Source organism: Rhizobium sullae, assembly GCF_900169785.1.
GTDB classification, from domain to species: domain Bacteria; phylum Pseudomonadota; class Alphaproteobacteria; order Rhizobiales; family Rhizobiaceae; genus Rhizobium; species Rhizobium sullae.
The window spans coordinates 173451-198080 of the sequence record NZ_FWER01000003.1; the positions used below are offsets into that span (position 1 = coordinate 173451).

Sequence of the window (24630 nt, forward strand, 5' to 3'; positions counted from 1 at the left end):
CAATGCCTGCGGCTCAGCGCGGCATCCACCAGCCCGTCCGGGCGCCGATATGCATGTTGAGCGTCTTGGTCTCCGTATAGTCCTCTACCGCATGCCGCCCGAGTTCGCGGCCAAGGCCGGATTGGCGGTAGCCGCCAAACGGCAGTTCCGCCGCACCATCCATGAAGGTATTCATCCAGATCGTGCCCGCCTTCACCTTGCGGCCGATCGTCAGGCAGGTATCGAAGTCGCGGCTCCAGACGCCGGCCGAAAGGCCATAGTCGACGGCATTGGCGATGCGGATTGCATCCTCGACGCTTTCGAACGTCAACACCGAAAGCACCGGCCCGAACACTTCCTCACGGGCCACAGCCATATCCGCCTTGACGCCGGAAAGGATCGTCGGCGCCATGTACTGGCCGAAGCCGAAATCGATATGGCTGCCGCCAAGGGCGATACTTGCACCGCTGCCTGCCGCGGCAGAAACATAACCCTGAACCTTCTCCAGATGCTGCGGCGTGATGATCGCGCCCACCTGCGTCGACGGGTCCAGCGGATCACCGACCTTCACCTTCTGAGACAGAGCCGCCACGCGCGAAGTCACTTCTTCCGCAATGTCGCGATGCAGGATCAGGCGCGAACCGGCATTGCAGCATTCGCCCGCGTTGAAAAAGGCGCCGAACACAGCGGCATCAATGAAGGCGTCGAGATCGGCATCCGGGAACACGATCTGCGGATTCTTGCCGCCAAGCTCCAGCGAAACCTTCTTCAGCGTCTTTGCGGCATTTTCCATCGTCAGCCGGCCGACGCCGGTGGAACCGGTGAAGGAGACCATATCGACATCCGCATGCCCGGTCATCGTTCCACCGACGGCTGCCCCCGTGCCGACGATGATGTTGACGACACCTTCTGGAACGCCAGCCTCCATCAGGATTTCGCCGAGCACGAGCGTCGAGCCGGAGGTGAGCTCAGACGGCTTGACGACCGCTGTGCAGCCCGCCGCAAGCGCAAAGGGCAGTTTCTGGCTGACAATCAGGAACGGGAAGTTCCAGGGCGTGATGATCGAGACGACACCGACGGCCTCCCGCAACACGACGCCGAGCGTACCGTCGCCGAGCGTATTGTAGCTCTCGCCGTGCAGACCGCGGGCAAGCGCTGCCGCATAGCGCCAGATGTCAGCGGCACCGGCGATCTCGCCTTTCACCTGCGTGATCGGCTTGCCGGCTTCGATCGCATCGAGATAGGCCAGCTCGTCGGCACGCGCGGCGATCATATCCGCCGCCTTTAGCAGAATACCGGAGCGTTCGGAGGCCGTCATGCGCGGCCAGGCACCGTGATCGAAGGCCTTTCGGGCGGCGGCGATCGCCTTCACCGCATCATCCCTGGTCGCCGCCTTGTAGCGGCTGACGGCGACGCCATGGCTCGGCGCCACGCGCTCGATCGTGCCTGCCTCAACGCCCTCCACCCACTTGCCGTCGATCAGCATGCTGAACTCGCGCACCTTCGCGTCCGCCAGCTTCTGCGGCTTCACCAGCACCGTCATCACCATTCTCCCTTGAATTGAGCTGGGCGCTTTTCGGCAAATGCCGCAACGCCCTCTTTGAGATCGCCGGTCTTGGCAGCCAGGATAGACCCTAGCGCCTCGACAGCCGCGCCATTGTCCTCACCATTCGCCGATGCGATGAGAAGCTTCGAGATCTCAAGTGCGGCCGGACCACGCTGAGCAATCCGCGCCGCGTGGTCCTTCGCCGCGGTAAGCGAAGTGCCGGTCTCGACGACGGCATCGACAATACCGTTCGCGCGCGCCTCCTCCGCCGAAAACATCTCGCCGCCGAGCACCATTCGGCGAACGATCTGCGCGCCGAAGCGCTTGACCAGCCGCTGCGTGCCGGACCAGCCGGGTATCATGCCGAGACCCGTTTCCGGCAGGCCGATCCTGATCTGCGTTTCGGCGATGCGGATATCGGCAGCGCCGGCCAATTCCAAACCACCGCCGAGCGCATGACCGTTCAGCGCCGCAATCACCGGCATGCGCAGCGTCGCTAGCCGCTCGAAAACGCGGTGCCCGAAGCGCACCCAGGCATGACCGAATTCATTGGCCTCCATGCCGCCCCAGGCCTTGATGTCGCCGCCCGCAGAAAAGGCTTTGCCCTCGCCCGTCAGGATAGCGACGCGGACGGTGGCATTCGCCTCCACCTCGTCGCAGGCCGCGGCCAACGCCTTCAGCATGTCGATATCGAAGGCATTGAGCTTTTCCAGCCGCGAGATGGTCATGACCGCGATCTGACCTTCGATTGAAACCTTTACCTCACCCATGGAACGTCCCTTCCAGAACCCGCTGCGGCTTCTGCGAGAGCTTGAGACCGATCGGCGCCTCGCCGAACAAAGCGGCATCCATCACCTTCAGATTGTCGGAAACGATCAGCGGAAACTCCGACTGATCGAGAATGTGCGCCTGCAGGTCGACGCCGGGCGCGATCTCCGTCAGCACAACGCCCTCAGGCCTCAGCTTCAGCACGCACCGCTCGGTGACATAGGTGACATCCTGCCCCTGGGTCACGCCGCGCGGACCGGAGAAGGTCACATGCTCCACCGTTTTGACGAGCTTCTTCAACTTGCCTTCCTTCTCGATCACCAGCCTGCCGTTCTCGACGCCGAGCTTTGCACCAGCATTGAACATGCCCGAGAAGACGATCTTCTTCGCCCGCGCTGTAATATCGACGAAGCCGCCGGCGCCCGCCGTCACATGCGGACGGAAGGAGAGCTTGGAGACGTTGACCGATCCGTCGCGGCCGATCTCAAGGAAGGATAGCAGCGAGGCGTCGAAGCCGCCGCCCTGGAAATAGGTGAACTGATAGGGCGACGGCATGAAGGCATCGGCATTCGAGGCGCAGCCGAAGGCAAAGTCGAGCAGCGGAACGCCGCCGACGGCACCCTGCTCGATCACCCATGTCACCGCCCCGTGAAGTCCTTCTTCCAAGAGAATGCGCGGCACGTTGGCCGAAATCCCAAAGCCGAGATTGACGGCACTGCCGCCCTGCAGTTCTTGCGCGACTCGGCGTGCAATCGCCTTCTGGATATTGAATTCCGGCAGGCGGAACGTATCGAGCGGCCGGAAGATTTCGCCGGAAATCGCCGGATCGTAGAGCGTCTGCGTCGTCTGCTTCTGGTCGGGATCGACCACGATGTAATCGACAAGCACGCCGGGAACACGCACGTCGTGCGGCTTCAGAGAGCCTTCCTTGGTGATCCGTTTCACCTGCGCGATCACGATGCCGCCGTTGTTGCGAGCGGCGAGCGCCTGGTCGAGGCCGCCGAGATAGGCGCCTTCGTGTTCATAGGTGAGATTACCACGCTCATCCGCCGTCGTCGCCCGGATGATCGCCACCTGCGGTGCGATCGCCTTGAAGAACAGCCAATCCTCGCTCTCGAAGCTGATCTTCTTGACGATTGGCTCAGCGGCGGCCTTCGCATTCATGGCGCAGCCTTCGCGCGCCGGATCGACGAAGGTTTCGAGTCCCACCTTGGTCATCACCCCCGGCCGCTTGGCGGCTGCCTCGCGGTGCATGTCGAAGAGGATGCCCGAAGGCACGTTATAGGCGGCGATTTCGTCGTTGCCGATCATCTGCCAAATCAGTGGCGGCTCCGCGCTGGACGGGCCGGAGGGATAGGAGCCGCCGATGATCTTCTTCAGCAGGCCCTTCTTCGCGATGTAATCCACGCCCTTGATGCCGCTCATGTCGCCCGCCGCAATCGGGTGCAGCGTCGTCAGATCACGCGGATGGCCGGTCGCTTCGAAACGCGCGCCGATCGCCTTCAGCATCAGGTCCGGGCAGCCGAGGCCGCTGGACGACGAGACCGAGACGATTGCGCCGTCGGGGATCAGCGCTGCGGCTTCGGCGGGTGTTACGTGCTTGTCCATGTCAAAGCCCCGGCTCGATCTTGACTGCCTTGCCGGTTCTTGCGGACTCGACGATGGCAAGGCCCGTCGCAAGCGACCAGACGCCGTCTTCGCCCGTCGCCGCCGGCTTGCCCTTCCCGGCAACCGCATCGTGGAAGGCCCTAAGAGTGACCTCGTAGAGATTGGTGTTTTCGCATTCGAGTTCGGTTTCGCCGTCCGCATTCCGTAACGTCACGCGGCCGACCGCACGCTGGGTCATCACGTTATGGGCGACGAGCGATCCCTCGCTGCCATGCACCTCGAAACCGGTCTCGGCGTATTTCGTGGTGAAACCGTCATGGAACTGCGCGATGACGCCGGACTTGAAGCGCAGCACGCCCATGACGGCATCCTCCAGCCCGACCTTGCCCATGCCGCCGCTCTGGCCGAAGGCGATCGCCTCCACCGGATCGTCGCCGAGCACGAAGCGCAGCGTATCGGCATCGTGCACGCTGATATCTAGAATGACGCCGCCGCCCGCCTCCGGCCGGTCGAGCCGCCAGCCCTGCAGATGCGGCGGCAGATAGACCGCATGAAAAACGCGGGCGCTGAGCGGTTTGCCGATCCTGCCCGCTGCAATCGCATCGCGCATGGCGCGGTGGGTGGAAGCATTGCGCAGGTGGTGGTTCGTCGCCATCACCACGCCCGCCTCCCTTGCCGCCTTCACCATGGCGTTCGCATCCGCCAGGCTGATCGCCAGCGGCTTCTCGCAAAGTACATGCTTGCCCGCCCGGATCGCCGCCAGCGCCTGGTCGCGATGCAGCTCGTTGGTGGTCGAGATGTAGACCGCCTCGACATCCGGGTCATTGACGAGGCCGGCGACGCTGATCACCGATTTCTCGATGCCGTACTCGGCCGCGTAAGTCTTGCCGCGCGCCGCATCCATGCTCATTACGGAGACGGCCTCACCGCCGGCTGCGCGGATCGCATCGATCATCCATTCCCTGGCGATCGTGCTGGCACCGATCAAACCCCACTTCGTCATCGCACTCCTCCTTGAATGCCTGTGCCGCAGCTTTGACGGACGACGAGGCGCACGCTGCTGACCAGCGCTTCCGGCTCCGACGCCCCCGAATTGATCTGCTTCAGCAGCAACTGCGCCGCCCGGCGCCCCATGCCTTGCGGATCGACGGAAACGGTCGTCAGCGCTGGCACCGCCGTCTTTGCCTCGATAACATCGTCGAAACCGATCACCGCGAAATCGGCGCCCGGCTCCATCCTGCGGCTTCGAAGCCCGTCGCAAACGCCGAAGGCGACCGCATCGTTGAAACAGACCGCAGCCGTCGGCGGGTCGGCAAGCCGCATCGCCCGCTCGATCGCCTCGACGCCGCCCGCCCGCGAGGGCGCCGCCCCGATGAGCAGATCCACGTCGAAATCCAGTCCTGCCTCGATCAGCGCGTCGCGATACCCCGTAAAGCGCTCGGTGAAGACAGCGGTATCCGGAAAGCCGCCGAGAAAGGCGATGCGGCGATGGCCGAGCTTTGCAAGGTGCGCGACGGAGGCGGCCGCTCCCGCGTGATTATCCGATATCAGCGACGAAACCCGCGCTCCGGGCACATTGCGCACGGCCATCACGACAGGAATCCCGGCATTGGAAAGCGGCCAGAAATCCGCAGCCTCAGTGCCTCGCGCCGGCGAAATGATGAGCCCGGAAATCCCATGTTCGCGCATCGATGCAATGACCTCGCGCTGCCGGTCGATGTTCTCGCCGGTATTGGCGAGAAACTGCACGTAACCTGCCGATTGCATGACACTGTCGATGCCGACGGCGAGTTCAGCGAAGAAACTGTTCGTCAGGTCGTTGACGACCATGCCGACGATTTTCGACTTGGCATTTGCCTGCCTCAGATTGGCAGCGCCGCGATTATAGACATAACCAAGTTCGCGGATCGCGGCATTCACTTTCGCCCGCGTCGTCTCGTTGACGAGCGAGCTTCCCTGCAGCACGAGCGATACGGTCGACTTCGAAACGCCGGCGGCGTTCGCAATGTCGATGACGGTCGCCCGCTCCCTGCTCATGATTGCTCCTCCAAGAATACCCAGAGTTAATTGGAACGTTCCAAATTTGTCAAGAAATGAATTACTTTGCAGCCATATCTTTCTCAGATCGATTTGGAACGTTCTAAACCGAGGTGATAAGTCCGTGTGAAAAAATATATCCTCGAACACAAAAGCGTACCGGAATTGACAAAAGTGCACTTTGCAGCCGTACTCGACGGTACTAGTGAAATGAGCGTCGCTTCTTCTTTTCCCCGAAGCGGCCTAGAACTCAGCCTCGCCCGTCGCGAGGCTTTTTTCATTTTTTGCAGCCGGAATCCCGGCAATAAAAAACCGCCCTTGCCATGATCCGAGGAGAATTGGCAAAGGCGGTTCTTGTGCCGCCGCGTCAGGAAAGACCGGCGGATGCTACTTAGCGGCGGATCAGCGGGCAGCCGCGGACATTCGCAAAGGTCATGCGGTCCCAACCGCGGCGGTCACGGCCGGCAACGACGACGCGGCGCGGCGTGACATTGACTACGCGCACGTCGCGCAGGCCGGACCAGCGAGCCGCGCGGACAGCCATGACCGGCGAGCAGCCGCGGTAGACCGGCGGCGGACGATGGTACTGGGCGTCGACGATAAAGCCGCGCTCAGCCCCTGCCGCAGCAGCGGTGGAGACGGTGGCGGGGATCGAAGCAATGGCAAGCAATGCGGCAAACGACGCTTTGGCAATGAAATTGGTCATTGGAGAATTCCCTCGTGTCAATGGACGCTCGAACTCCCTTTCAGGGATGATTCGACCATAGAGGGCCAAAGCTGAACGATGTTCGAATTGCGTATTCAGGCTCTGTTCACGCGCTGAGATGCAGCACGATTTCGCGGTGATGGGGACGGTCTCGATGCTCGAAGAGAAAGAGACCCTGCCAGGTGCCGAGCACCATCCTGCCGTTCGTAACGGGAATGCCGAACGAAACCTGTGTCAACGCCGCCTTGATATGGGCGGGCATGTCGTCCGGGCCTTCGGTCGTATGGACGATCCAGCGCATCGACGGGTCCGATGACGCTGGCACGAGCCGGCGGAAGAAGGCATTGAGGTCCGTCTGCACATCGGGGTCCGCATTTTCCTGGATCAGCAGCGAACAAGAGGTGTGGCGCACGAAGACCGTGAGCAGGCCTTCGTCCACGCCGCTTGCGCCGACGAAAGCTGCCGCCTGGTCCGTGAACTCGTAAAGACCTTGGCCGCGGGTCGGGATGCTGATCGTCGTCTGGGGCACCGAACTCCTCTTTCAAAGTTCGACGAAGGTTTCAAAACCGCCGTAGATCAACCGCTTGCCATCAAAGACCGTTTTCCAATCATCGCCCTGCAGGCGTGGATCGGACATGACCTTGGCGACTATATCGTCGCGTTCTTTTCTCGATCCATAGACGATCCAGGAAAACACGACCACTTCATCCTCCTTGGCCATCACCGCACGCGGAAACGAGGTGAGTTCTCCATAGGGCACGTCATCGGCAAGGCACTCGACATATTTCTGTGCACCATGCTCCTTCCAGATCGAGCCGGCTAAATTCGACAGTTTCTTGTAAGCCTCGATATTGGCTTTCGGAACAGCCACCAGGAATCCGTCGATGTAAGGCATTGTCGTTCTCCTATCTTCTGTTGACGATCATAGGACGAATAGCGGACGCAAAGGCCGACAGTCTCGATGAGAAAATATGCGTGATCCGACTATGTTCCAGTCCTGCAGCGTCCCGGTCTTGGCGAGATCAGGGAAAAGACCCGTCCCCCGTCTGAAGGATCCGCTTGCTGACCGTGGCGAATGCGCAGGCGCAATTTTGCGACTAATGGAACGATTGTTCCGATCGCGACAACGCGCTCAAATGCTCATTGAAAGAAAGCGTCAATGCGCCATTTTCTGGCGTAAACGGAATGGTGCATGGCAACTGAAAACATGCTCAATAGGCGTGCTGGCGGACGCGGTGCCGCGGCACCCGGGTTCACGTTACACCGCGACCAGAGGGAACAAGAAAATGAAAGCACTTTTGGCCTCAACCGTCCTTGCTGCCGGCCTGTTCGGCCTTGGGGGCGTGGCTTCGGCCGCCGAATGCGGAAATGTGACCATCGCAAGCATGAACTGGCAATCCGCCGAAGTTGCCGCAAACCTCGACAAGATCATCCTCGAGGAAGGCTATGGATGCACCGCCGAGATCGTCAGCGGCGATACGGTACCGACGCTCACCTCCATGGCTGAAAAGGGTGAGCCGGACATCGCGCCGGAAGCCTGGGTCAGCCTTCAGCCGGAACTCGTGAAACGCGGCCTCGAAGGCGGCAAGGTGGTCGCTGCCGCGAAGATCCTTTCGGACGGCGCGATCCAGGGCTGGTGGATCCCCAAGTACATCGCTGAAGCGCATCCCGACATCAAGACGATCCCTGATCTCTTCAAGCATCCCGAACTCTTCCCCGCCCCGGAAGACAAGAGCAAGGGCGCCGTCTTCAATGGCCCGCAAGGCTGGGGCGGAACGGTCGTGACCTCGCAGCTCTTCAAGGCCTATGGCGGCGACAAGGCCGGGTTCACGCTGGTGGATACAGGCTCGGCAGCCGGCCTCGACGGCTCGATCGCCAAGGCCTACGAAGGCAAGCAGCCCTGGGTCGGCTACTACTGGGCCCCGACTTCCCTGCTCGGCAAATATGAAATGGTAAAGCTCGGCTACGGCGTTGAATATGATGCGGCGGAATGGAAGCGCTGTACCTCAGTTGCCGATTGCGCCGACCCGAAGCCGAACGCCTGGCCGGCTGACGACGTTCAGACGCTTGTGAGCAAGACATTCGCCGATCGCGCCGGTCCTGCCATGGATTATCTCAACAAGCGCGCCTGGACGAACGATACCGTCAACAAGCTGATCGCCTGGATGACCGACAACCAGGCCACCGGCGAAGATGGCGCCAAGCACTTCCTCAAGGAAAATGAAGCCCTGTGGAAGGAATGGGTCTCTCCGGAGGTCGCCGAGAAGATCAAGGCTTCCCTCTGATCCCCGATGATCCGCAAGCAGGCGGTGCCTTGACAGCACGGCACCGCCCGCCCGATCTTTTCAAGCGACGGCCATAAGAAGAACAGGCCCGCCGCCGCTTTAGCCATGGGGAACGAGACATGGACTGGCTCTGGAAATTTCCAACAATGGATGCCGATACGCTGCGTATCTTGAAAAAGAACGTGGACGAAGGCTTTCGCGCTTTTACCCGCGCTTACGGCGACAGCATCGAAGGGCTGTTCAGCCCGCTGCAAAGCTTTCTGATCTGGGCTGAAAGGCTGCTCACCGGCGCGCCATGGCCGCTGGTGATCCTAATCGTCGCCGGCATTGCCTGGCTTGGGAGCCGCAATTGGAAGATCGTCATCGGCTGCGCCGCGACGCTTCTCCTGATCGGCTGGTTCGACATGTGGGAAGACACGATGAAGACCGTTTCGATGATCTTCGTCTGCACTGTGATTTCAATCGCGATCGGCATTCCGATCGGCATCGGCATGTCGCGTTCCAACCGGCTCCAGAACGCCGTCAATCCGGTGCTCGACGTCATGCAGACCATGCCGAGCTTCGTCTATCTGATCCCCGTCGTCATGCTGCTCGGCATCGGCCGCGTGCCTGGGGTGATCGCCGTCGTTATTTACGCCTTGCCGCCGATGATACGCCTCACCAATCTCGGCATCCGCATGGTCGACAAGGACGTTCTCGAAGCGGCCGACGCCTTCGGCTCATCGAGCTGGCAGAAACTGCGCAACGTCCAGCTGCCGCTTGCCCTGCCGACCATCATGGCCGGCATCAACCAGACAATCATGATGGCGCTCGCCATGGTGGTCATCGCCTCGATGATCGGCGTCCAGGGCCTTGGACAGCCAGTCCTCAAGGCCATCGCCAACCAGTACTTCACCCTCGGCGTCTTCAACGGTCTCGCCATCGTCGGCATCGCCATCATCTTCGACCGCATCAGCCAGGCCTATGGCCTCAGGCTGCAGAAGCACCGGGAAATCGTGCATGGCTAGCCAATCGATCGAAATACGCAATCTCTACAAGATCTTCGGTCCGCGTGGCGACGATTTCATCCAGGCGGTCACCAAGGGCATGTCGAAAACCGAGCTCAACAAGAAGCACGGGCACGTCCTCGGCCTCAAGGATATCAACATCTCGATCCCCGGCGGCAGCATCACCGTCATTATGGGGCTTTCCGGCTCCGGCAAGTCGACACTGATCCGCCACATCAACCGCCTGATCGACCCGACGGCCGGCGAAGTGCTCTATGGCGATACCGACATCTGCAAGATGGGCGAAGAGGAACTCCGCGAATTCCGCCGCCGCAGAACGGCGATGGTGTTCCAGAAGTTCGGCCTGCTGCCGCATCGCAACGTGCTGCAGAACACCGTCTACGGGCTAGAAATCCAGGGCGTCCCGAAGGCAGAACGCGAAGAGCGCGCCAATGTCTGGATCAAGCGCGTCGGCCTCGATGGCTTTGCCGGACATTACCCGAACCAGCTTTCGGGCGGCATGCAGCAGCGTGTCGGCCTGGCCCGCGCGCTCACCAACGACGCGGAGATCCTGCTGATGGACGAGGCCTTTTCCGCCCTCGACCCGCTGATCCGCGTCGATATGCAGGGCGTTCTGCTCGACCTGCAGAAGGAGTTGAAGAAGACGGTGGTCTTCATCACCCATGATCTCGATGAAGCATTGCGGCTTGGCGACAAGGTCGCCATTCTGCGCGATGGCGAGGTCATCCAGCAGGGAAGTGCGGCCGACATCGTGCTCAATCCCGCGGACGGCTACATCGAGGCCTTCGTCAAGGAAGTGAACCGCAGCCGCGTCATCCGGATCGAGGCGCTGATGGAACCGCTCAGCAATCCTGCAAGCGACACGGTGATCCGCATCCCCGGCCAATCGACGGTAGAGGAAGGAATGCGGATGATGACCGAAAGCAATGTCACCCACGCGACCGTCACCGGCGCCGACGGGCGGCCAGCCGGCCGCGTCTCGCTGGAAGGTCTCGTGCGCTGTCTTGTTGGGACGGAACGCTAGAACTCGCCGGCCTCGGGCGCCTGCAGTTCCTCGATCGAATCCACGCGGTCCGGATAAAACGCCATGCGGTCCTTGATTTCACGCACCGCATCGTGCGGTTTTTCATAGGTCCAGATGGCGTTCTTCGAGCGCTCGCCGCCGGGCGTGATGCTGTAATAGGAGGCGTCGCCCTTGTACGGGCAATGCGTCGAATGATCGGTGCGTGCAAGCAGCGACATGTCGACGTCCTTACGCGGAATATACTGCACCGGCGGATAGGAGGCTTCGCGCAATGTCAGCGCATCGCGCGTATCGGCAATGACGCGTCCGCCGAGCCTGACGACGACGCGCGCGGGATTGTGGTCTATGGTGATCGGATGATCAGGCCCGGGAATCTTGATCGGCTTGTCTGACATGGGGTTCGCCTTCGAAAGATTGCACCGTCCTTAGATAGGGTCGTGTCTGGCGCTTCCCAAGGGGCGCCGTCACGCGCGCCGCACCCGGACAAGTGCGGAAAACCCGAGCCCCAGGATTGCGGCAAGCACGCAGGCGACGCCGAAAATCTGATGGAGGCCGACCGGTTCGCCGAGCAGCACGAAAGCGAGGATGACGGCTGAGACCGGGGCGATCGCCGTAAACAGCGAAGCCTCGCTGCCGCTGACGCGCTCGGCGCCTGCGTACCATAAAATGAAGCCGCCGACAGTCGGCACCAGCGCATAGTAGAGAACGGCCGAAAGCGCCGCTGCGGAAAACCCGCTTGCGGCATGGTTTTCGAAGAGAGCCGGAATACCGGCAACGAGGAAACCGATGCCGGTCATCAGCGATGACTGCGTGAGCGGCGGGATTTCGGTCCGCATGCGCTTGTTGAGAAGGATGAACAACCCTTCGCAGACGACGGCGCCGAGGATCAGCGCATTGCCTGCCAGCGAGCCGCCTGCGGATGCACCCGGCGTCACCGCGATCGAGAATACGCCGAAAGCGGCGAGCGCGATGGCAACCAGCAGGAAGCGATGCGGCCTTTCGCCGAGAATGAGGATCGAGATCACCGCCGAGACGACCGGCAGCGTGCCAATGATGACGCCGGCATTTGCCGCCGACGTCAACTGCAGACCCGAGATCAGCAGCGTCGTATAGCCGACGCTGCCCGCCCCTGCCTGCGTCACGAGGATAAGCCAGTCGTGGCGCGACACCCTCGGCAGCCGCGATCGAGTGAGATGCATCAAAATCAGGAAAAAGGGGAAGGCTGCGGCGAAACGCAGCGCCGTCGCCGTGAACGGCGCAAGGCCGGACGCGATGATCTTGCTGGCGATCACCGTGCTGCCGACGGTGATCATCGCCAGCGTCAGATAGATGTAGCCCTGAAATGCTCTTGTCATGGGATCCTCCGTTTCGATGAACGGAGAGAACCGCAAAGACGGCGAAGCTTCTTGAACGAAATTGCAGTTCGTCAGGCAAGCGCCCTGGCATAGACACGCGGCGACAGGCCGTATTTGGCGGTGAAGACACGTGTCATGTGACTCTGGTCGGCAAAGCCGCTGGCAAAGGCTGCCTCGGCAAGCGGCATGCCGGAAGCGATCAGACGGCGCGCCATGTGAATGCGGGCCTGGACGAGATAGGCATGCGGCGTCATGCCGGTCGCCTTTGCGAAACCGCGCAGCACCTGAAACCGGCTGAGGCCGCTTTCTCGCGCAAGATCGGCGAGCGAGACGTTGGCGAGAGGATCATCGTCGATCAGGCTTTGCGCCTTGTGGATCGCGGCCGGCGCCATGCGCGCCACTTCCGGCATCGGCTGTTCGCGCATCACATCCGCAACAACGCCAAGGAGCAGTTCTTCGCGTGCAAGGTCATCCTGCGTGGAGCCGCTGGTGATTGCGGCAAAGAGGCTTGCGAAACGCGCTGTAAGGGTGGCATTTTGAATAACGGGGCGCGGAATTTCCGAGCGCATCGCCCTGCCCTCGCCAGCGTCCTGCATGAGATCGCTGATGATCGTCGGATCAAAATAAAGGATGCTCCACGACCGACCCTCCCCGATCGGCGCGCCGTCATGGACCTCGTTCGGATTGACGGTGATGAGGTCACCTGCTTCCGCCTCGACCATGCCGCGCCCGCTCAGCGACTTCTGCGCGCCGGAGATAATCAGGCCGATGCCGAATTGTTCATGCGTATGCCGCGCGAAACTGTGGCGCGTTTCCGCCTCCACCGCCTCCACCCCGGCAATCGCCGAACGGCGCATCGTGAACTGACTTTTGGCCACGCAGCGTCTCCTTCCGGCCGGACTCTGCCAGCGGCAGGCGAAGCACGCAACATCTTTACCGAGATCAGTGAAGGGTTTCAGGCCGGATTTCGTTGGAGAGAATTTTCAGGGCGTCTTCGAGCGCAGCGACCAGAATATCGGTCAGCTCATCACCCTTGTTTTCGAGGAACGCCAAGCTCACGGCCTCGTCTTGTGTTTCAAAGAAGTGCTGGATTTCGTTCGACATCATCGTCCTTTCATTCACCGGAACATTCAGCGATGTAAGCAGGATTACGAGAAGTCACTTGCGCAGGGCTGACGTAGCCGGCGCCATCAGTATTCCGGGAAGCCGCGGCTCCGCCACTGGCTGCTTGGAATCGGATCGCCGACATCGACGGCGAAGGACACGATCTTGGTCACTCCTTCATCGACCTCGCAGCGGAATTGAACGTCATACCAGCCCTCGCGCGTGCGGAAAGCGCCACGCCGAACGTCCAGCTTCGTGCCGCGCGGTAGCGCATAGGCTGGGACGATCACCGGATTGTAGGGGGGCGAGCCGTGAACCAGCTGCTCGCGAAGCTCGGTACTGCAAAGCTGGGCGGCCCGCCTGCTGCGCGGCAGGTTGCCCATGGCGGTTTTTGCCACGGGATCGTCGGTTGCATTCTGCGAAAAGAGCGTCTTTGCTTCCTTTAGCTTTGTGGGCTTTTCAACCTTCGCCACTTCCGTCTGATCGGTGTTCGGCTTGTCCGCGAGCTTTGTCTGTTCGAAGCCGGTCTTGGAGCCGTTTTCCGCGCCAGCCGCAGGTCCGTTCTTCTCCGGATTGACAGCGGAGATATCCACCTGCGGCAGTTGGACGTCGTCCGGCACCGGATTTGCCGGTGGTTTGCCGGCGACGGGCGGCTTTGCTGCAACCGTCTCGGCCGGTTCCGGCTCCTCGGGTCTCGGCTCGTCCGGCGGAGTCACCGGTGGCTTGCCTGCTTCCGCTGAAGCATTGCCCGTTTCGGATTTGCGCGGGCCGCTATCCTTGTCGCCGTATTCGAAGACGGGTCTGAGAACTGGCATGCTCTGTCCCTTCCCGTCCTTGTCGGCAGAATCGTTCTTGGCTTCAGACTTCGGCGGTTCGGACGGCTTTTCTTCCGGCTTGGCTTCCGGCGGCGCCGGAGGTGGTGGGGGCGGCGGAGGTGGTGGTGGCGCCGGCGGTTTCTGCTCGGCCTTCTCCTCGATCTTCGGCAGTTCGGGAGGCTTCTCAGCCGGCTTTTGTTCTTCCACCTTCTTTTCTTCGGCCTTCTTCTCCTCCGGCTGTTTTTCCTCGTCCGGCGGAGGCACGAGATCGACGTTCACCGTCTCCTCTTCTGGCGGCTGCGGAGCCTTCTCGGGCAGCTTCACCAGGAAAAACGCAACGACGGCAATATGCAGCGCGATCGAGGCTGTGACACCCCAACTGATTTCTCTCCAGCGCTTTCCGACGATCTTCTGCATGCCCGCGTATGATGCTCTCCGATAAGGTACGGATGTGGCCTTTTAAGGAGGCAGCATCAAGCCGTAAAACAAAAAAGTGCTTTGCCGCGCGACCAAGCGAAGGCCGCACGGCGGATGCTCCATATCTTTTCACCTTTACGAGGCTGCGATTCGCAGGCCGATCGCCACGGTTAGCCGAGCGAGCCTATGATTTCGCGATAGGCAGCCTCCGGAAACGCCTTCAGCGTTTTCGTGCGAACATTGCCGGCCGTCGCAAGCTGCAACGTGAACCGCGCCATCACGGCGTCGTCCGGCGCCTCGCATATGGAGACCATGTCGTATTCACCCATCGTCAGAAAGAAATCCTTGAAGGAGCCGCCCATCTCGCCGAGCGCCTTCTTTGCCGCGTCCAGCCTTTTTGCCGAGTCGCGTGCACTGCGAACGCCTTGATCCGTCCAATTGATAAGCATGACGTAAGTGGTCATTCCACACCTCCCTACGGAGGGTTTTGGTCCACGCAGGTATGTGGCGACCTTCGCTCACGCGCTGCGGCCGGTCCCGTCCCCCGTATCCTCCGGACTATACCATTGAGGCGCGCGGAAAGCGACGAAATGTCGGATGGCCCAAAAAGAAAAGAGCCGGGACCAACCCGGCTCTCCTATCATCGATCGGTCACCGCACGGCTGCATCGCAGCCGGTACGGCTTTAACTGTCCAGGAAGCTGCGGAGCTTTCTGGAGCGGCTCGGATGCTTCAGCTTGCGCAGCGCCTTCGCTTCGATCTGGCGGATACGTTCTCGGGTAACCGAGAACTGCTGGCCGACTTCCTCAAGCGTATGGTCGGTGTTCATGCCGATGCCGAAGCGCATGCGCAGCACGCGCTCTTCGCGCGGCGTGAGCGATGCCAGAACACGCGTCGTCGTTTCGCGCAGGTTCGCCTGGATCGCAGCGTCGATCGGCAGCAGCGCGTTCTTGTCCTCGATGAAATCGCCGAGGTGTGAATCCTCTTCGTCGCCCACAGGGGTTTCGAGCGAAATCGGCTCCTTGGCGATCTTCAGGACCTTGCGGACCTTTTCAAGCGGCATCGCAAGCTTCTCAGCCAGTTCCTCCGGCGTCGGCTCGCGGCCGATCTCATGCAGCATCTGGCGCGAGGTGCGGACGATCTTGTTGATCGTCTCGATCATGTGCACCGGAATGCGGATCGTGCGGGCCTGGTCGGCGATCGAGCGGGTGATCGCCTGACGGATCCACCACGTCGCATAGGTCGAGAACTTGTAGCCGCGGCGGTACTCGAACTTATCGACCGCCTTCATCAGGCCGATATTGCCTTCCTGAATGAGGTCGAGGAATTGCAAACCTCGGTTCGTGTACTTCTTGGCGATGGAGATGACGAGGCGAAGGTTCGCTTCGACCATTTCCTTCTTGGCGATGCGCGCCTCGCGCTCGCCCTTCTGCACCATGTGCACGATGCGGCGGAATTCCGATATCGAAATGCCGGTTTCCGTAGCGAGGTTCTGGATCTCCTGGCGGATGTCGCGGATCGTCGTGTTTTCGCCCTTGGCGAATTCCTTCCAGCCGCGCGCAGCCAGATTGCCGATCGACTTCATCCAGTTCGGATCGAGCTCGGCGCCCTGGTACTGCTCCAGGAAGCTGTCGCGCTTGACGCCGTAGGATTCGGCCAGACGCAGCAGGCGGCCCTCGTTCTGCACGAGGCGCTTGTTGATGTCGTAAAGCTGCTCGACCAACGCCTCGATGCGGTTCTGGTTCAGCGACAGCGACTTGACGGCCTTGATCAGCTCGTCCTTGAGCTCCTTGTAACGGCGCTCCTGGGCGGAAGACAGCGTGCCGGTCGCGGCAAGACGTTGCTCGACCTGCTGGTCCTGCAGCTTGCGCAGCTTCTTATAGGTCTCGGCGATGAGGTCGAGCGTCTCCATGACCTGCGGACGCAGTTCCGCTTCCATGGCTGCGAGCGAGAGGTTGGATTCGTCCTCGTCCTCTTCCTCTTCTTCCGCGGGCAAGCCCTCGCCGCCGACATCGGTGATGTCGTCGTCGCCGAAGCGCATGCGCCGGGTCTTTTCCTTCTCTTCGGCAGCCTTGCGGTCAGCCTCGATTTTTTCCGGGCTCTGGAACTGCGGGGCGGCCTTGGCTTCCGGACCGGAATAGGTCGTTTCGAGATCGATGATCTCGCGAAGCAGGGTCGTGCCCTCGTTCAGTTCGTCGCGCCAGATGATGAGCGCCTGGAAGGTGAGCGGGCTTTCACAGAGCCCGGCGATCATGGTTTCGCGGCCGGCCTCGATGCGCTTGGCGATGGCGATTTCGCCTTCGCGCGACAGAAGCTCGACGGAACCCATCTCGCGCAAGTACATGCGCACCGGATCGTCCGTACGATCCGTCGGCTCTTTCTTCTTCGCCGTTGCGAGCGCGGTGCCGCCGGAAGGCGCGAGTTCGCCGCCTTCGCTCTCCTCGTCACCGCCCGCGTCGTCGTCGTCACCGCCGCCCGGGCTTGCCTCTTCGGCTTCCTCGTCTTCGACGACATTGATGCCCATATCGGACAGCATCGCCATCGTGTCTTCGATCTGCTCGGACGTCACTTCTTCGGACGGAAGAACGGCATTCAGCTCGTCCATCGTCACGTAGCCGCGCTTCTTCGCGGCCTTGATCATTTTCTTGACCGCGTCATCGGAAAGATCGAGAAGAGGGCCGTCGGATGCGCCGTCGCGTTCGACTTCCGCTTCTTCGTTCTCTTTGACCTTGGTTGCCATTTATATCGTCGCCTTCCTGACGCTATTCAAACTCGCTGCGATGAACGGCCCGAAGCCTGGGTAGAACCCAAGCCTCGAATCACCTTATCCACCTAACGGGATGAGCTTTAAAGCCTGATTAACCACGATCGCTGATGCCGGACGACAGAGCTTTAGTGCTTCGAAATTTCCGGCCATGATTATGTGCGATCCGCCTCGACCCAGTTCACCGCTTTTCAAGTCGAACGGTGATTCCCACATTTTTAGTTCTCGTCAAGCTTTTCTAGTAAAAAAGCCGCCGAAAACACGGAAAAAGCCTTATCCACAGGCTAGGAACCGCTCAAGCGATTGCTTCGCTTAGATAGGATGTCACCGCAAGAAGACAAGGGGAGCGAGAATTCTTGCCACGGCAGCAGGCGTTTTCCACTGCCGTTGCCAGGATACATGCAGCCCGCAGCTATCGGGACACACCATCGTAAGGCACGATTTCCAGAGAACCGAGATCGATCACAGGAATACAACGGAGATTGATCGATGCCATGGGATCGCCGTTCGGCAGAACGCCTTCACCGAAGGGTGGATTACCGCAGTTGGTGCAGAAGTAATGTTTGATGACGTGGTTGTTGAAAGTACAGGTCGACAGGTCTTCTTCCGGCGTCTGCAGCTTCAGCGTGTCATGCGGAACGAAAGCAAGCAGGCCGCCCCCCGGCGGCAGAGCGAGCAATTGCAATCAATCGCCCTGCTTGAGGTCTCTGTCCACCTCGAATGCGATCTTGCCGCAGTGGCGACTTCCTTGGTAGATCATCGTCCCTTAATTCCAATCCATCACGACCTTGCCGGAATTGCCCGAGCGCATCGCCTCGAAGCCGTCCCGGAATTCGTCGATCTTGATGCGGTGCGTGATGACCGGCGACAGATCGAGGCCGCCCTGCACGAAGGCGATCATCTTGTACCACGTCTCGAACATCTCGCGGCCGTAGATGCCCTTCAGGTTCAGCATCTTGAAGATCACCTTGTTCCAGTCGATCTCGAAGCCGGCCGGCGCAATGCCAAGGATGGCGATCTTGCCGCCATTGTTCATCTTGTCGATCATGTCGCGGAAGGCGGGTGCCGCCCCCGACATTTCCAGGCCGACATCGAAACCCTCTGTCATGCCGATCGCCTTCATGACGTCGGCAAGATTCTCCTTCGATGCATCGACGACGTAGTCGATGCCAAGCTTGCGCGCCAGATCCAGCCGATGCGGGTTGATGTCGGTGATGACGACCTTGCGGGCGCCGGAACGCTTGGCCACCAGCGCGCCCATGATGCCGATCGGGCCGGCGCCGGTCACAAGCACGTCCTCGCCGACGAGGTCGAAGGAGAGCGCAGTATGAACCGCATTACCGAAGGGATCGAAGATTGCGGCGATCTCATCGGGAATGTCGTCCGGTATCGGCACAACATTGCTTTCCGGAATGCAGACGAACTCAGCGAAGGAGCCGGGACGGTTGACGCCGACGCCAAGCGTGTTGCGACAGAGATGCCCCCTTCCCGCGCGGCAGTTGCGGCACTTGCCGCAGACGATATGGCCCTCGCCAGAGACCCGCTCACCGACATGGTATTTGGTGACGGCAGAGCCGATCTCGGCGATCTCGCCGCAGAACTCATGACCGACTACCATCGGCACCGGAATGGTCTTCTGCGCCCACTGATCCCAGTTCCAGATGTGAACATCGGTGCCACAGATTGCCGACTTCTTCACGCGGATCAGAACGTCGTTCGGTCCGACCTCAGGCACCGGCACGTTTTCCATCCAGAGCCCGACCTCGGGTTTCGACTTGACCAGCGCCTTCATCATGTTCGACATGATCTGACTCCCCCCAACCCCTTAAATGACTCCGAGTTCCCGTCCAGCCTCAGCGAAAACCGCAATCGCGCGCTCAACATCCGCCTTCGAATGCGCGGCTGACATCTGCGTGCGGATGCGTGCCTGGCCCTTGGGTACGACGGGGAAGGAAAAGCCGATCACGTAAACGCCCTTCTTCAGCATCAGAGCCGCCATATCCTGGGCGAGCTTGGCATCGCCGAGCATGACGGGGATAATCGGATGCCCCTCACCCGCCAGCGTGAAGCCAAGCTTGGTCATCTCTGAACGGAAGAGCGAGGCATTGGACGAAAGCTTGTCGCGCAACGCATTGCCGTTCTCGATCAGGTCGAAGACCTTCAGCGAGGCGGCGGCAATTACCGGAGCGAGCGTGTTCGAGAAGAGATAGGGCCGCGAGCGCTGACGCAGCCATTCGACGACCTCGGCCCTTGCCGAAGTATAGCCGCCCGAAGCGCCGCCGAGCGCCTTGCCGAGCGTGCCGGTGATGACGTCGATCCGGCCCTCAACGCCGCAATATTCCGGCGAGCCACGGCCGTGTTTGCCGACGAAACCGACGGCATGGCTGTCGTCGACCATGACCATCGCGCCGTATTTCTCGGCGAGATCGCAAACACCCTGAAGATTGGCGATTATGCCGTCCATAGAGAAGACGCCGTCAGTGGCGATCATCTTGAAGCGGCTGCCTTCGGCCTTTTTTAGCTCCTCTTCGAGCGCCTTCATGTCATTGTTGGCATAGCGGAAGCGCTGGGCCTTGGAGAGCCGCACGCCGTCGATGATCGAGGCATGGTTCAGCGCATCGGAGATGATCGCATCTTCTTCGCCAAGCAGGGTCTCGAACAGGCCGCCATTGGCATCGAAGCAGGACGAATAAAGGATCGTATCCTCCATGCCAAGGAACGACGAAATGCGCGCCTCGAGCTGCTTATGCTCTTCCTGCGTGCCGCAGATGAAGCGCACGGAGGCCATGCCGTAGCCATAGCGGTCGAGCGCCTTCTTTCCGGCTTCCGTAAGTTCTTCGTTATCCGCAAGACCGAGATAGTTGTTGGCGCAGAAGTTCAGCACGCGCTCGCCGGATGCGACGGCGATTTCACCGGCCTGCTTGGACGTGATGACCCGCTCGGCCTTGTAGAGCCCGGCGTCTTTGAGGGCCGAAATCTCGGAGCGCAGATGGGAGAGAAACTGCGAGGTCATTGGCTGCCTTTCTTCTGATACTTCCCGTTGGCGGTCGAGTAGCACATCGACGAAGGCTTGTCTCGCTCAACGCTCGGCGGAAATCAGTAGGAACATCGGCCGGTCGAGCTCCTCGGCCCAGTCGGGATTGGCCGCGAGTTCCTCGGCATTCGGTGCCCATTCCTCCACATGGCGGATGGCAAAGCCGGCGCCGATCAGCGTGTTCAGCGTCGTCCCGAGCTTCCGGTGCTGTTTGACGACGCCTCTAGCGAGCCAGTCGGTGGTGCGGCTGCCCTCCAACGAATAGCTGGCGAGCGGCCAGATGCGCCGCCCTTCGGCATCTGTCGTCCAGGTCGGGCGGGTGGGCGCCATGTAGATCGGATGCTCGATTGTGAAGACGAATTGCGAGCCGGGAACGAGGCTGCGATGGATGGTCGCAATCACCTGCGCGAAGTTCTCGATGTAATGAAGTGCAAGCGAACTGTAGGCGAAATCGAAGACCGCCTTCGGCAGTTGCAGGTGCTCGAGGTCCGAGATCTGGTACGTGATCGCCGCATGGCCGTTATCCGCGTTCGCGCGGGCGATCATCTTTTCGGATATGTCGAGAGCCAGCACGCCTGCCGCGCCCCGCTCCACGGCATAACGCGAAAACCAGCCGAAGCCGCAGCCGAGGTCGACGACACGCTTGCCGGAAAGATCCGGCAGAAGCGCGCGGACCGCTGGCCATTCGGCGGCTCCCTCGAGCCCGAGCACGGACCGGCGCATGTTGCTGTAGCCTTCGAAGAATTCAGGCTTGTCGTAAATGTTCTGCGTCATCGGGCAGCCTCCCGGCCGATCCTTATAAACGGCCACGCCCCGATCTCAAGGATCAGGCCTCCGGCAATCTCGATAAATGCATTCTCCATCCTCACACTATTGCCAAAATTACTTGACTCAGTCCATTATTGGAGCCGGCGGCGAACGGATATCGCTTTCAGCATGGAGAGAGCTATGAGCATTTTCCAACGATTCTCCCTGAGAGGCCGGATCGCCCTCGTCACCGGCGCAGGGCGCGGGCTGGGGTTCGAGATGGCGCGGGAGCTTGCTGATGCCGGGGCGCATGTCCTCGTTAACGGACGGACGGCTGCAACGCTCGACGAAGCCGTCGAGGCCATCCGGGCGTCCGGCGGCAGTGCCGAGGCTGCCGCTTTCGATGTGGCCGACCGCGATGCGCAGCGCGCAGCGATGATCGATATCGAAATGAACCACGACCGGCTCGACATCCTGATCAACAATGTCGGCACCCGCGACAGACGCCCGCTTGCCGATTTCGAAGACGAAGCGATCCTCCACCTCCTCCAAACGGATCTGGCCGCTGCGATGACGCTCTCCCGGGATGCCGCCAGGCTGATGAAGCGGCACAACCATGGGCGGCTGATTTCAGTGACGTCGATCAGCGGCCACGTCGCTCTTCCCGGCGACTGCGTCTATCCCGCTGCAAAACAGGGACTGACCGGTCTGATGCGGGGGATGGCAGTGGAATTCGGCCCACATGGCATCACCAGCAATGCCATTGCGCCCGGTTGGTTCGCGACGGAAACGAACGCGGCGATGGCGGCGAACGAAGAGCTGATGCCATTCGTTAGGCAGCGGATCCCGGTCCAGCGCTGGGGGCGGCCGGACGAGATCGCCGGTGCCGCCCTCTTCCTTGCCAGCGACGCCGCCTCCTTCGTCAACGGCCATGTCCTGATCGTCGATGGCGGCATGACTGTCAGGATGTGAAAGCTTGCTCCTCCGGCTGGCCTTCGCCCGGCGGTGGACCGCAAAATGCCGGTCCCGATCCTAGAGTTCGGCTTCGATTTCGACGTCCATGAGGCCAAAACGTTGCTGGATCAAAAGGATGGCCTCCGGCGTGCTGGCGCCGGTGCGTTCGAGCTCCATGAAGAAATGTTCGAAACCACCGGGCGTTACGACGGCCATCATGCGCCCTGGGGCATCGCTGATGTTTTTCCACGCATGCGGCACGTTCGGCGGCAGAACGACCGTGGTGCCTACCGGCGCATCGATTACCTCGTTGCCGCACCAGAAACGATAGGCTCCAGCAATCACGCGGAAAACCTCAGTCTCCCGCGTATGCATGTGCGGCCCCGGTCCTGTGCCGGGCGCCGAAAATGTCTCCCACATGCCGAGCACGCCACCCGTTTCTTCTGCCGTCGCATGTATGAAGACCTGCCCGTCATGCAGATGCCTGGCAATCCGTTCACGCCCGGGCAACGAAACCACCGCTTTATTGAAAGTTGTCATCGAAGCCCCCGAACTTTAGGAAAAACATATCAGAGGTCCGGCGCGCAGAATATCACCCGATTGCATTAGGCCAGCATATGCAACCGCCTCATTCCGGTCTACTCGTCGTGGGCCAGAATGACGTCCAGAAACGCGTCGCCATAGCGCTCAAGCTTCGATTGCCCCACGCCGGATATGCCAAGCAGTTCCTTGCGGCTGCGCGGCCGTTCGGTGGCGAAGGCGATCAGCGTCGTATCGGGGAAGACGACATAGGGCGGAACGCCGAGGGATTTGGCGATCGATGTCCGCTCCGCCCGAAGGGCCTCGAACAGAATGCCGTCGGCGCCGGAAAGGCCGGAGCGGCGCTCGCTACGTTCGGCTTTCTTGGTGCGGCGCTCCGAGGCCGGGCGGTCCTTGCGGAAGAAGACCTGGCGTTCATGCTTGAAGACGGCGCGGGCATCCAGCTCCAGTTTGATAGCGCCATGGGCGTCATGATCGACGCGGGTCAGACCCATGGCAAGAAGCTGGCGGAAGACGGATTGCCAGACGCGGGCCGGGATATCCTTGCCTGCGCCGAAGACCGGCATGTCGACATGGCCGAAGCGCTCCGTCTTTTCATTGATATTGCCGAGAAGCACATCGATCACGTGGCCGGTGCCGAAACGCTCGCCGGTGCGATAGACGGCGGCAAGCGCCTTGATCGCCGCTTCCGTCCCGTCCCAGGTTTCGACAGGCTTCAGGCAGGTATCGCAGCTGCCGCAATTGCCAGCATGCGCCTCGCCGAAATGCCCAAGGATCGCCTGGCGGCGGCAGGAAGCCGTTTCGCAGATGGCGAGCAGCGCATTGAGCTTGCCGCGTTCGATGCGTTTGATCTCATCTGCCGCACTGCCCTGATCAATCATGCGGCGGCGCTGGATGACGTCGGCCATGCCATAGGCCATCCAGACCTCCGACGGCAGGCCGTCGCGCCCGGCGCGGCCGGTTTCCTGATAATAGGCCTCGACGGAGCCTGGCAGGTCGAGATGGGCGACATAACGCACATTCGGCTTGTCGATTCCCATGCCGAAAGCGACGGTGGCGACGAGGCAGAGTTCTTCCTCTTTCAGGAAGGCATCCTGATTGGCGTCACGCAGTGCCCGGTCCATGCCGGCATGATACGGCAGTGCGCGAATGCCCTGTCCGTTCAACCAATCTGCCGTGTCATCGACCTTGGCGCGCGACAGGCAATAGACGATGCCGCTATTGCCCTTGTGGCCCGAGAGGAAGCGTAGCAGCTGCTGGCGCGGCTGATCGCGCTCGACGATCTCGTATGCAATATTCGGGCGATCGAAACTGGTGGTGAAGACCTTGGCGTTGTTCAGCGCCAGCCGCTCTATGATGTCGTCGCGCGTATGCGGATCTGCGGTCGCCGTCAAAGCGATGCGCGGCACGCCGGGATAATGTTCCGCAAGCCTGCCGAGTTGGCGATATTCCGGGCGGAAATCATGACCCCATTGCGAGACGCAATGGGCTTCGTCGATCGCAAAGAGCGCGATCCTCGCCCTGCCGATGATATCGCGAAAACCGTCCATCAGGATGCGTTCAGGCGTGACATAAAGCATGTCGAGCGCACCGGAAGAAAGCGCCCGGCGGATGTCCGCATATTCCTCTCGCGAAATCGACGAATTGAGCGCGGCGGCGCGGATGCCGAGCTGCCTCATCGCCTCCACCTGATCGCGCATCAGGGCAATCAGCGGCGAAACGACGACGCCGAGGCCGTCGCGGCAGAGCGCCGGGATCTGGAAGCAGAGCGACTTGCCGGCACCCGTCGGAAAGAGCACGACAGCATCGCCGCCCGCCACGACCTGTTCGATCACCTGCTGCTGCTTGCCCCGAAATGCCGGGTAGCCATAGACGCGCTTCAGGATATCGAGCGGATCCCGGCTGCCGAAGAGCGCGCCTGTGGCCGAAAATGCCATGTCG

At 61.1% G+C, this 24630-nt stretch carries 25 protein-coding genes and 1 pseudogene; 5 read left to right on the forward strand and 21 right to left on the reverse strand.

The features are described from left to right. Positions 1-13: 13 nt before the first annotated feature. The 5 genes from BN1800_RS04505 to BN1800_RS04525 are packed head-to-tail and all read right to left on the reverse strand — an operon-like array spanning position 14 to position 5938. On the reverse strand, positions 14-1522 hold the full coding sequence (locus BN1800_RS04505) for an aldehyde dehydrogenase family protein (protein ID WP_086994879.1): 1509 nt from the start codon (positions 1520-1522) through the stop codon (positions 14-16). Next, positions 1522-2295, reverse strand: coding sequence for an enoyl-CoA hydratase/isomerase family protein (locus tag BN1800_RS04510; RefSeq protein WP_086994883.1), 774 nt, complete (start codon positions 2293-2295; stop codon positions 1522-1524). The genes BN1800_RS04505 and BN1800_RS04510 overlap by 1 nt, the downstream gene beginning before the upstream one ends. Further along, positions 2288-3901, reverse strand: coding sequence for an acyl CoA:acetate/3-ketoacid CoA transferase (locus BN1800_RS04515; RefSeq protein WP_086994886.1), 1614 nt, complete (start codon positions 3899-3901; stop codon positions 2288-2290). Before BN1800_RS04515 ends, BN1800_RS04510 begins: the two co-directional genes overlap by 8 nt. 1 nt (position 3902) lies before the next feature. Further along, positions 3903-4904 (reverse strand): Gfo/Idh/MocA family protein, encoded by a 1002-nt coding sequence (locus BN1800_RS04520; protein WP_086994889.1) that lies wholly within the window; start codon positions 4902-4904, stop codon positions 3903-3905. Continuing rightward, the gene (locus BN1800_RS04525) at positions 4901-5938 is read right to left on the reverse strand and encodes a LacI family DNA-binding transcriptional regulator (protein ID WP_086994892.1); all 1038 of its coding nucleotides are present in this window, start codon (positions 5936-5938) and stop codon (positions 4901-4903) included. The genes BN1800_RS04520 and BN1800_RS04525 overlap by 4 nt, the downstream gene beginning before the upstream one ends. 126 nt (positions 5939-6064) lie before the next feature. On the opposite strand from BN1800_RS04525, the gene BN1800_RS40150 reads away from it, so the two are divergent. Then, positions 6065-6265 carry a hypothetical protein gene (locus tag BN1800_RS40150; protein WP_143533893.1) on the forward strand — a complete coding sequence of 67 codons (201 nt, stop codon included), beginning with the start codon at positions 6065-6067 and terminating at the stop codon, positions 6263-6265. 64 nt (positions 6266-6329) lie between these two features. On the opposite strand, the gene BN1800_RS04530 is transcribed toward BN1800_RS40150, so the two are convergent. From BN1800_RS04530 to BN1800_RS04540, 3 genes are all read right to left on the reverse strand, one after another. Next, positions 6330-6644, reverse strand: coding sequence for a hypothetical protein (locus tag BN1800_RS04530; protein WP_086994896.1), 315 nt, complete (start codon positions 6642-6644; stop codon positions 6330-6332). Positions 6645-6750: 106 nt separating this feature from the next. Further along, positions 6751-7173, reverse strand: a complete 423-nt coding sequence (locus BN1800_RS04535; RefSeq protein ID WP_086994899.1) for a secondary thiamine-phosphate synthase enzyme YjbQ — start codon at positions 7171-7173, stop codon at positions 6751-6753. 12 nt (positions 7174-7185) lie between these two features. Next, a complete protein-coding gene (locus tag BN1800_RS04540; RefSeq protein WP_086994902.1) occupies positions 7186-7539 on the reverse strand; it encodes a DUF1428 domain-containing protein in 354 nt (117 codons plus the stop codon). Between the two features lie 391 nt (positions 7540-7930). On the opposite strand from BN1800_RS04540, the gene BN1800_RS04545 reads away from it, so the two are divergent. The 3 genes from BN1800_RS04545 to BN1800_RS04555 all read left to right on the forward strand — a co-directional run bounded on the left by BN1800_RS04545 (position 7931) and on the right by BN1800_RS04555 (position 10960). Further along, complete coding sequence (locus BN1800_RS04545; protein ID WP_086994905.1) at positions 7931-8929, forward strand: ABC transporter substrate-binding protein; 999 nt, start codon at positions 7931-7933, stop codon at positions 8927-8929. Positions 8930-9048: 119 nt separating this feature from the next. Then, the gene (locus tag BN1800_RS04550; RefSeq protein WP_027508644.1) at positions 9049-9936 is read left to right on the forward strand and encodes an ABC transporter permease; all 888 of its coding nucleotides are present in this window, start codon (positions 9049-9051) and stop codon (positions 9934-9936) included. Further along, positions 9929-10960: a quaternary amine ABC transporter ATP-binding protein gene (locus tag BN1800_RS04555; RefSeq protein ID WP_086994908.1), complete on the forward strand. Its 1032-nt coding sequence runs from the start codon at positions 9929-9931 to the stop codon at positions 10958-10960. The genes BN1800_RS04550 and BN1800_RS04555 overlap by 8 nt, the downstream gene beginning before the upstream one ends. Here BN1800_RS04555 and BN1800_RS04560 read toward each other — a convergent pair. From BN1800_RS04560 to BN1800_RS04605, 11 genes and pseudogenes are all read right to left on the reverse strand, one after another. Beyond that, positions 10957-11355 carry a DUF427 domain-containing protein gene (locus tag BN1800_RS04560; RefSeq protein ID WP_027508642.1) on the reverse strand — a complete coding sequence of 133 codons (399 nt, stop codon included), beginning with the start codon at positions 11353-11355 and terminating at the stop codon, positions 10957-10959. The two genes, BN1800_RS04555 and BN1800_RS04560, sit on opposite strands and share 4 nt — an antisense overlap. 69 nt (positions 11356-11424) lie before the next feature. Continuing rightward, a complete protein-coding gene (locus BN1800_RS04565) occupies positions 11425-12315 on the reverse strand; it encodes a DMT family transporter (RefSeq protein ID WP_086994911.1) in 891 nt (296 codons plus the stop codon). Positions 12316-12386: 71 nt separating this feature from the next. Further along, on the reverse strand, positions 12387-13193 hold the full coding sequence (locus BN1800_RS04570; protein ID WP_086994915.1) for an AraC family transcriptional regulator: 807 nt from the start codon (positions 13191-13193) through the stop codon (positions 12387-12389). Positions 13194-13257: 64 nt separating this feature from the next. After that, a complete protein-coding gene (locus BN1800_RS41265; RefSeq protein ID WP_179213741.1) occupies positions 13258-13422 on the reverse strand; it encodes a hypothetical protein in 165 nt (54 codons plus the stop codon). An 83-nt stretch (positions 13423-13505) separates the two neighbouring features. Next, the gene (locus BN1800_RS04575) at positions 13506-14651 is read right to left on the reverse strand and encodes a DUF930 domain-containing protein (RefSeq protein ID WP_086994919.1); all 1146 of its coding nucleotides are present in this window, start codon (positions 14649-14651) and stop codon (positions 13506-13508) included. A 170-nt stretch (positions 14652-14821) separates the two neighbouring features. Then, positions 14822-15115 (reverse strand): GYD domain-containing protein, encoded by a 294-nt coding sequence (locus BN1800_RS04580; RefSeq protein ID WP_022714277.1) that lies wholly within the window; start codon positions 15113-15115, stop codon positions 14822-14824. A 220-nt stretch (positions 15116-15335) separates the two neighbouring features. After that, positions 15336-17390, reverse strand: a complete 2055-nt coding sequence (gene rpoD / locus BN1800_RS04585) for an RNA polymerase sigma factor RpoD (RefSeq protein ID WP_027508638.1) — start codon at positions 17388-17390, stop codon at positions 15336-15338. Positions 17391-17826: 436 nt separating this feature from the next. Then, a pseudogene (locus BN1800_RS04590) lies at positions 17827-18174 on the reverse strand (GFA family protein). 6 nt (positions 18175-18180) lie between these two features. Then, positions 18181-19218, reverse strand: coding sequence for an L-threonine 3-dehydrogenase (gene tdh, locus BN1800_RS04595; RefSeq protein WP_027508637.1), 1038 nt, complete (start codon positions 19216-19218; stop codon positions 18181-18183). Between the two features lie 21 nt (positions 19219-19239). Beyond that, a complete protein-coding gene (locus BN1800_RS04600; RefSeq protein WP_086994922.1) occupies positions 19240-20427 on the reverse strand; it encodes a glycine C-acetyltransferase in 1188 nt (395 codons plus the stop codon). Positions 20428-20493: 66 nt separating this feature from the next. Continuing rightward, positions 20494-21222, reverse strand: a complete 729-nt coding sequence (locus BN1800_RS04605; RefSeq protein WP_086994925.1) for a class I SAM-dependent methyltransferase — start codon at positions 21220-21222, stop codon at positions 20494-20496. Positions 21223-21396: 174 nt separating this feature from the next. On the opposite strand from BN1800_RS04605, the gene BN1800_RS04610 reads away from it, so the two are divergent. Beyond that, the gene (locus tag BN1800_RS04610; RefSeq protein WP_086994928.1) at positions 21397-22167 is read left to right on the forward strand and encodes an SDR family oxidoreductase; all 771 of its coding nucleotides are present in this window, start codon (positions 21397-21399) and stop codon (positions 22165-22167) included. Positions 22168-22227: 60 nt separating this feature from the next. Here BN1800_RS04610 and BN1800_RS04615 read toward each other — a convergent pair whose 3' ends face one another. Then, on the reverse strand, positions 22228-22689 hold the full coding sequence (locus BN1800_RS04615; RefSeq protein WP_086994931.1) for a cupin domain-containing protein: 462 nt from the start codon (positions 22687-22689) through the stop codon (positions 22228-22230). A 98-nt stretch (positions 22690-22787) separates the two neighbouring features. Then, positions 22788-24626 (reverse strand): DNA helicase RecQ, encoded by a 1839-nt coding sequence (gene recQ, locus BN1800_RS04620; protein ID WP_244564436.1) that lies wholly within the window; start codon positions 24624-24626, stop codon positions 22788-22790. Between the last annotated feature and the right edge of the window lie 4 nt (positions 24627-24630).

What these genes read in the sequence shown, in the direction of transcription:
- BN1800_RS04550 (WP_027508644.1), top strand. Translation starts at nt 9,049, where the DNA reads ATGGACTGGCTCTGGAAATTTCCAACAATGGATGCCGATACGCTGCGT.
- rpoD (WP_027508638.1), bottom strand. Translation starts at nt 17,390, where the DNA reads ATGGCAACCAAGGTCAAAGAGAACGAAGAAGCGGAAGTCGAACGCGAC.
- recQ (WP_244564436.1), bottom strand. Translation starts at nt 24,626, where the DNA reads ATGGCATTTTCGGCCACAGGCGCGCTCTTCGGCAGCCGGGATCCGCTC.
- BN1800_RS04520 (WP_086994889.1), bottom strand. Translation starts at nt 4,904, where the DNA reads ATGACGAAGTGGGGTTTGATCGGTGCCAGCACGATCGCCAGGGAATGG.
- BN1800_RS04545 (WP_086994905.1), top strand. Translation starts at nt 7,931, where the DNA reads ATGAAAGCACTTTTGGCCTCAACCGTCCTTGCTGCCGGCCTGTTCGGC.
- BN1800_RS04540 (WP_086994902.1), bottom strand. Translation starts at nt 7,539, where the DNA reads ATGCCTTACATCGACGGATTCCTGGTGGCTGTTCCGAAAGCCAATATC.
- BN1800_RS04555 (WP_086994908.1), top strand. Translation starts at nt 9,929, where the DNA reads ATGGCTAGCCAATCGATCGAAATACGCAATCTCTACAAGATCTTCGGT.
- BN1800_RS04510 (WP_086994883.1), bottom strand. Translation starts at nt 2,295, where the DNA reads ATGGGTGAGGTAAAGGTTTCAATCGAAGGTCAGATCGCGGTCATGACC.
- BN1800_RS41265 (WP_179213741.1), bottom strand. Translation starts at nt 13,422, where the DNA reads ATGATGTCGAACGAAATCCAGCACTTCTTTGAAACACAAGACGAGGCC.
- BN1800_RS04600 (WP_086994922.1), bottom strand. Translation starts at nt 20,427, where the DNA reads ATGACCTCGCAGTTTCTCTCCCATCTGCGCTCCGAGATTTCGGCCCTC.
- BN1800_RS04610 (WP_086994928.1), top strand. Translation starts at nt 21,397, where the DNA reads ATGAGCATTTTCCAACGATTCTCCCTGAGAGGCCGGATCGCCCTCGTC.
- BN1800_RS04575 (WP_086994919.1), bottom strand. Translation starts at nt 14,651, where the DNA reads ATGCAGAAGATCGTCGGAAAGCGCTGGAGAGAAATCAGTTGGGGTGTC.
- BN1800_RS04515 (WP_086994886.1), bottom strand. Translation starts at nt 3,901, where the DNA reads ATGGACAAGCACGTAACACCCGCCGAAGCCGCAGCGCTGATCCCCGAC.
- BN1800_RS04605 (WP_086994925.1), bottom strand. Translation starts at nt 21,222, where the DNA reads ATGACGCAGAACATTTACGACAAGCCTGAATTCTTCGAAGGCTACAGC.
- BN1800_RS04615 (WP_086994931.1), bottom strand. Translation starts at nt 22,689, where the DNA reads ATGACAACTTTCAATAAAGCGGTGGTTTCGTTGCCCGGGCGTGAACGG.
- BN1800_RS04505 (WP_086994879.1), bottom strand. Translation starts at nt 1,522, where the DNA reads ATGACGGTGCTGGTGAAGCCGCAGAAGCTGGCGGACGCGAAGGTGCGC.
- tdh (WP_027508637.1), bottom strand. Translation starts at nt 19,218, where the DNA reads ATGTCGAACATGATGAAGGCGCTGGTCAAGTCGAAACCCGAGGTCGGG.
- BN1800_RS04560 (WP_027508642.1), bottom strand. Translation starts at nt 11,355, where the DNA reads ATGTCAGACAAGCCGATCAAGATTCCCGGGCCTGATCATCCGATCACC.
- BN1800_RS04530 (WP_086994896.1), bottom strand. Translation starts at nt 6,644, where the DNA reads ATGACCAATTTCATTGCCAAAGCGTCGTTTGCCGCATTGCTTGCCATT.
- BN1800_RS04580 (WP_022714277.1), bottom strand. Translation starts at nt 15,115, where the DNA reads ATGACCACTTACGTCATGCTTATCAATTGGACGGATCAAGGCGTTCGC.
- BN1800_RS04565 (WP_086994911.1), bottom strand. Translation starts at nt 12,315, where the DNA reads ATGACAAGAGCATTTCAGGGCTACATCTATCTGACGCTGGCGATGATC.
- BN1800_RS04525 (WP_086994892.1), bottom strand. Translation starts at nt 5,938, where the DNA reads ATGAGCAGGGAGCGGGCGACCGTCATCGACATTGCGAACGCCGCCGGC.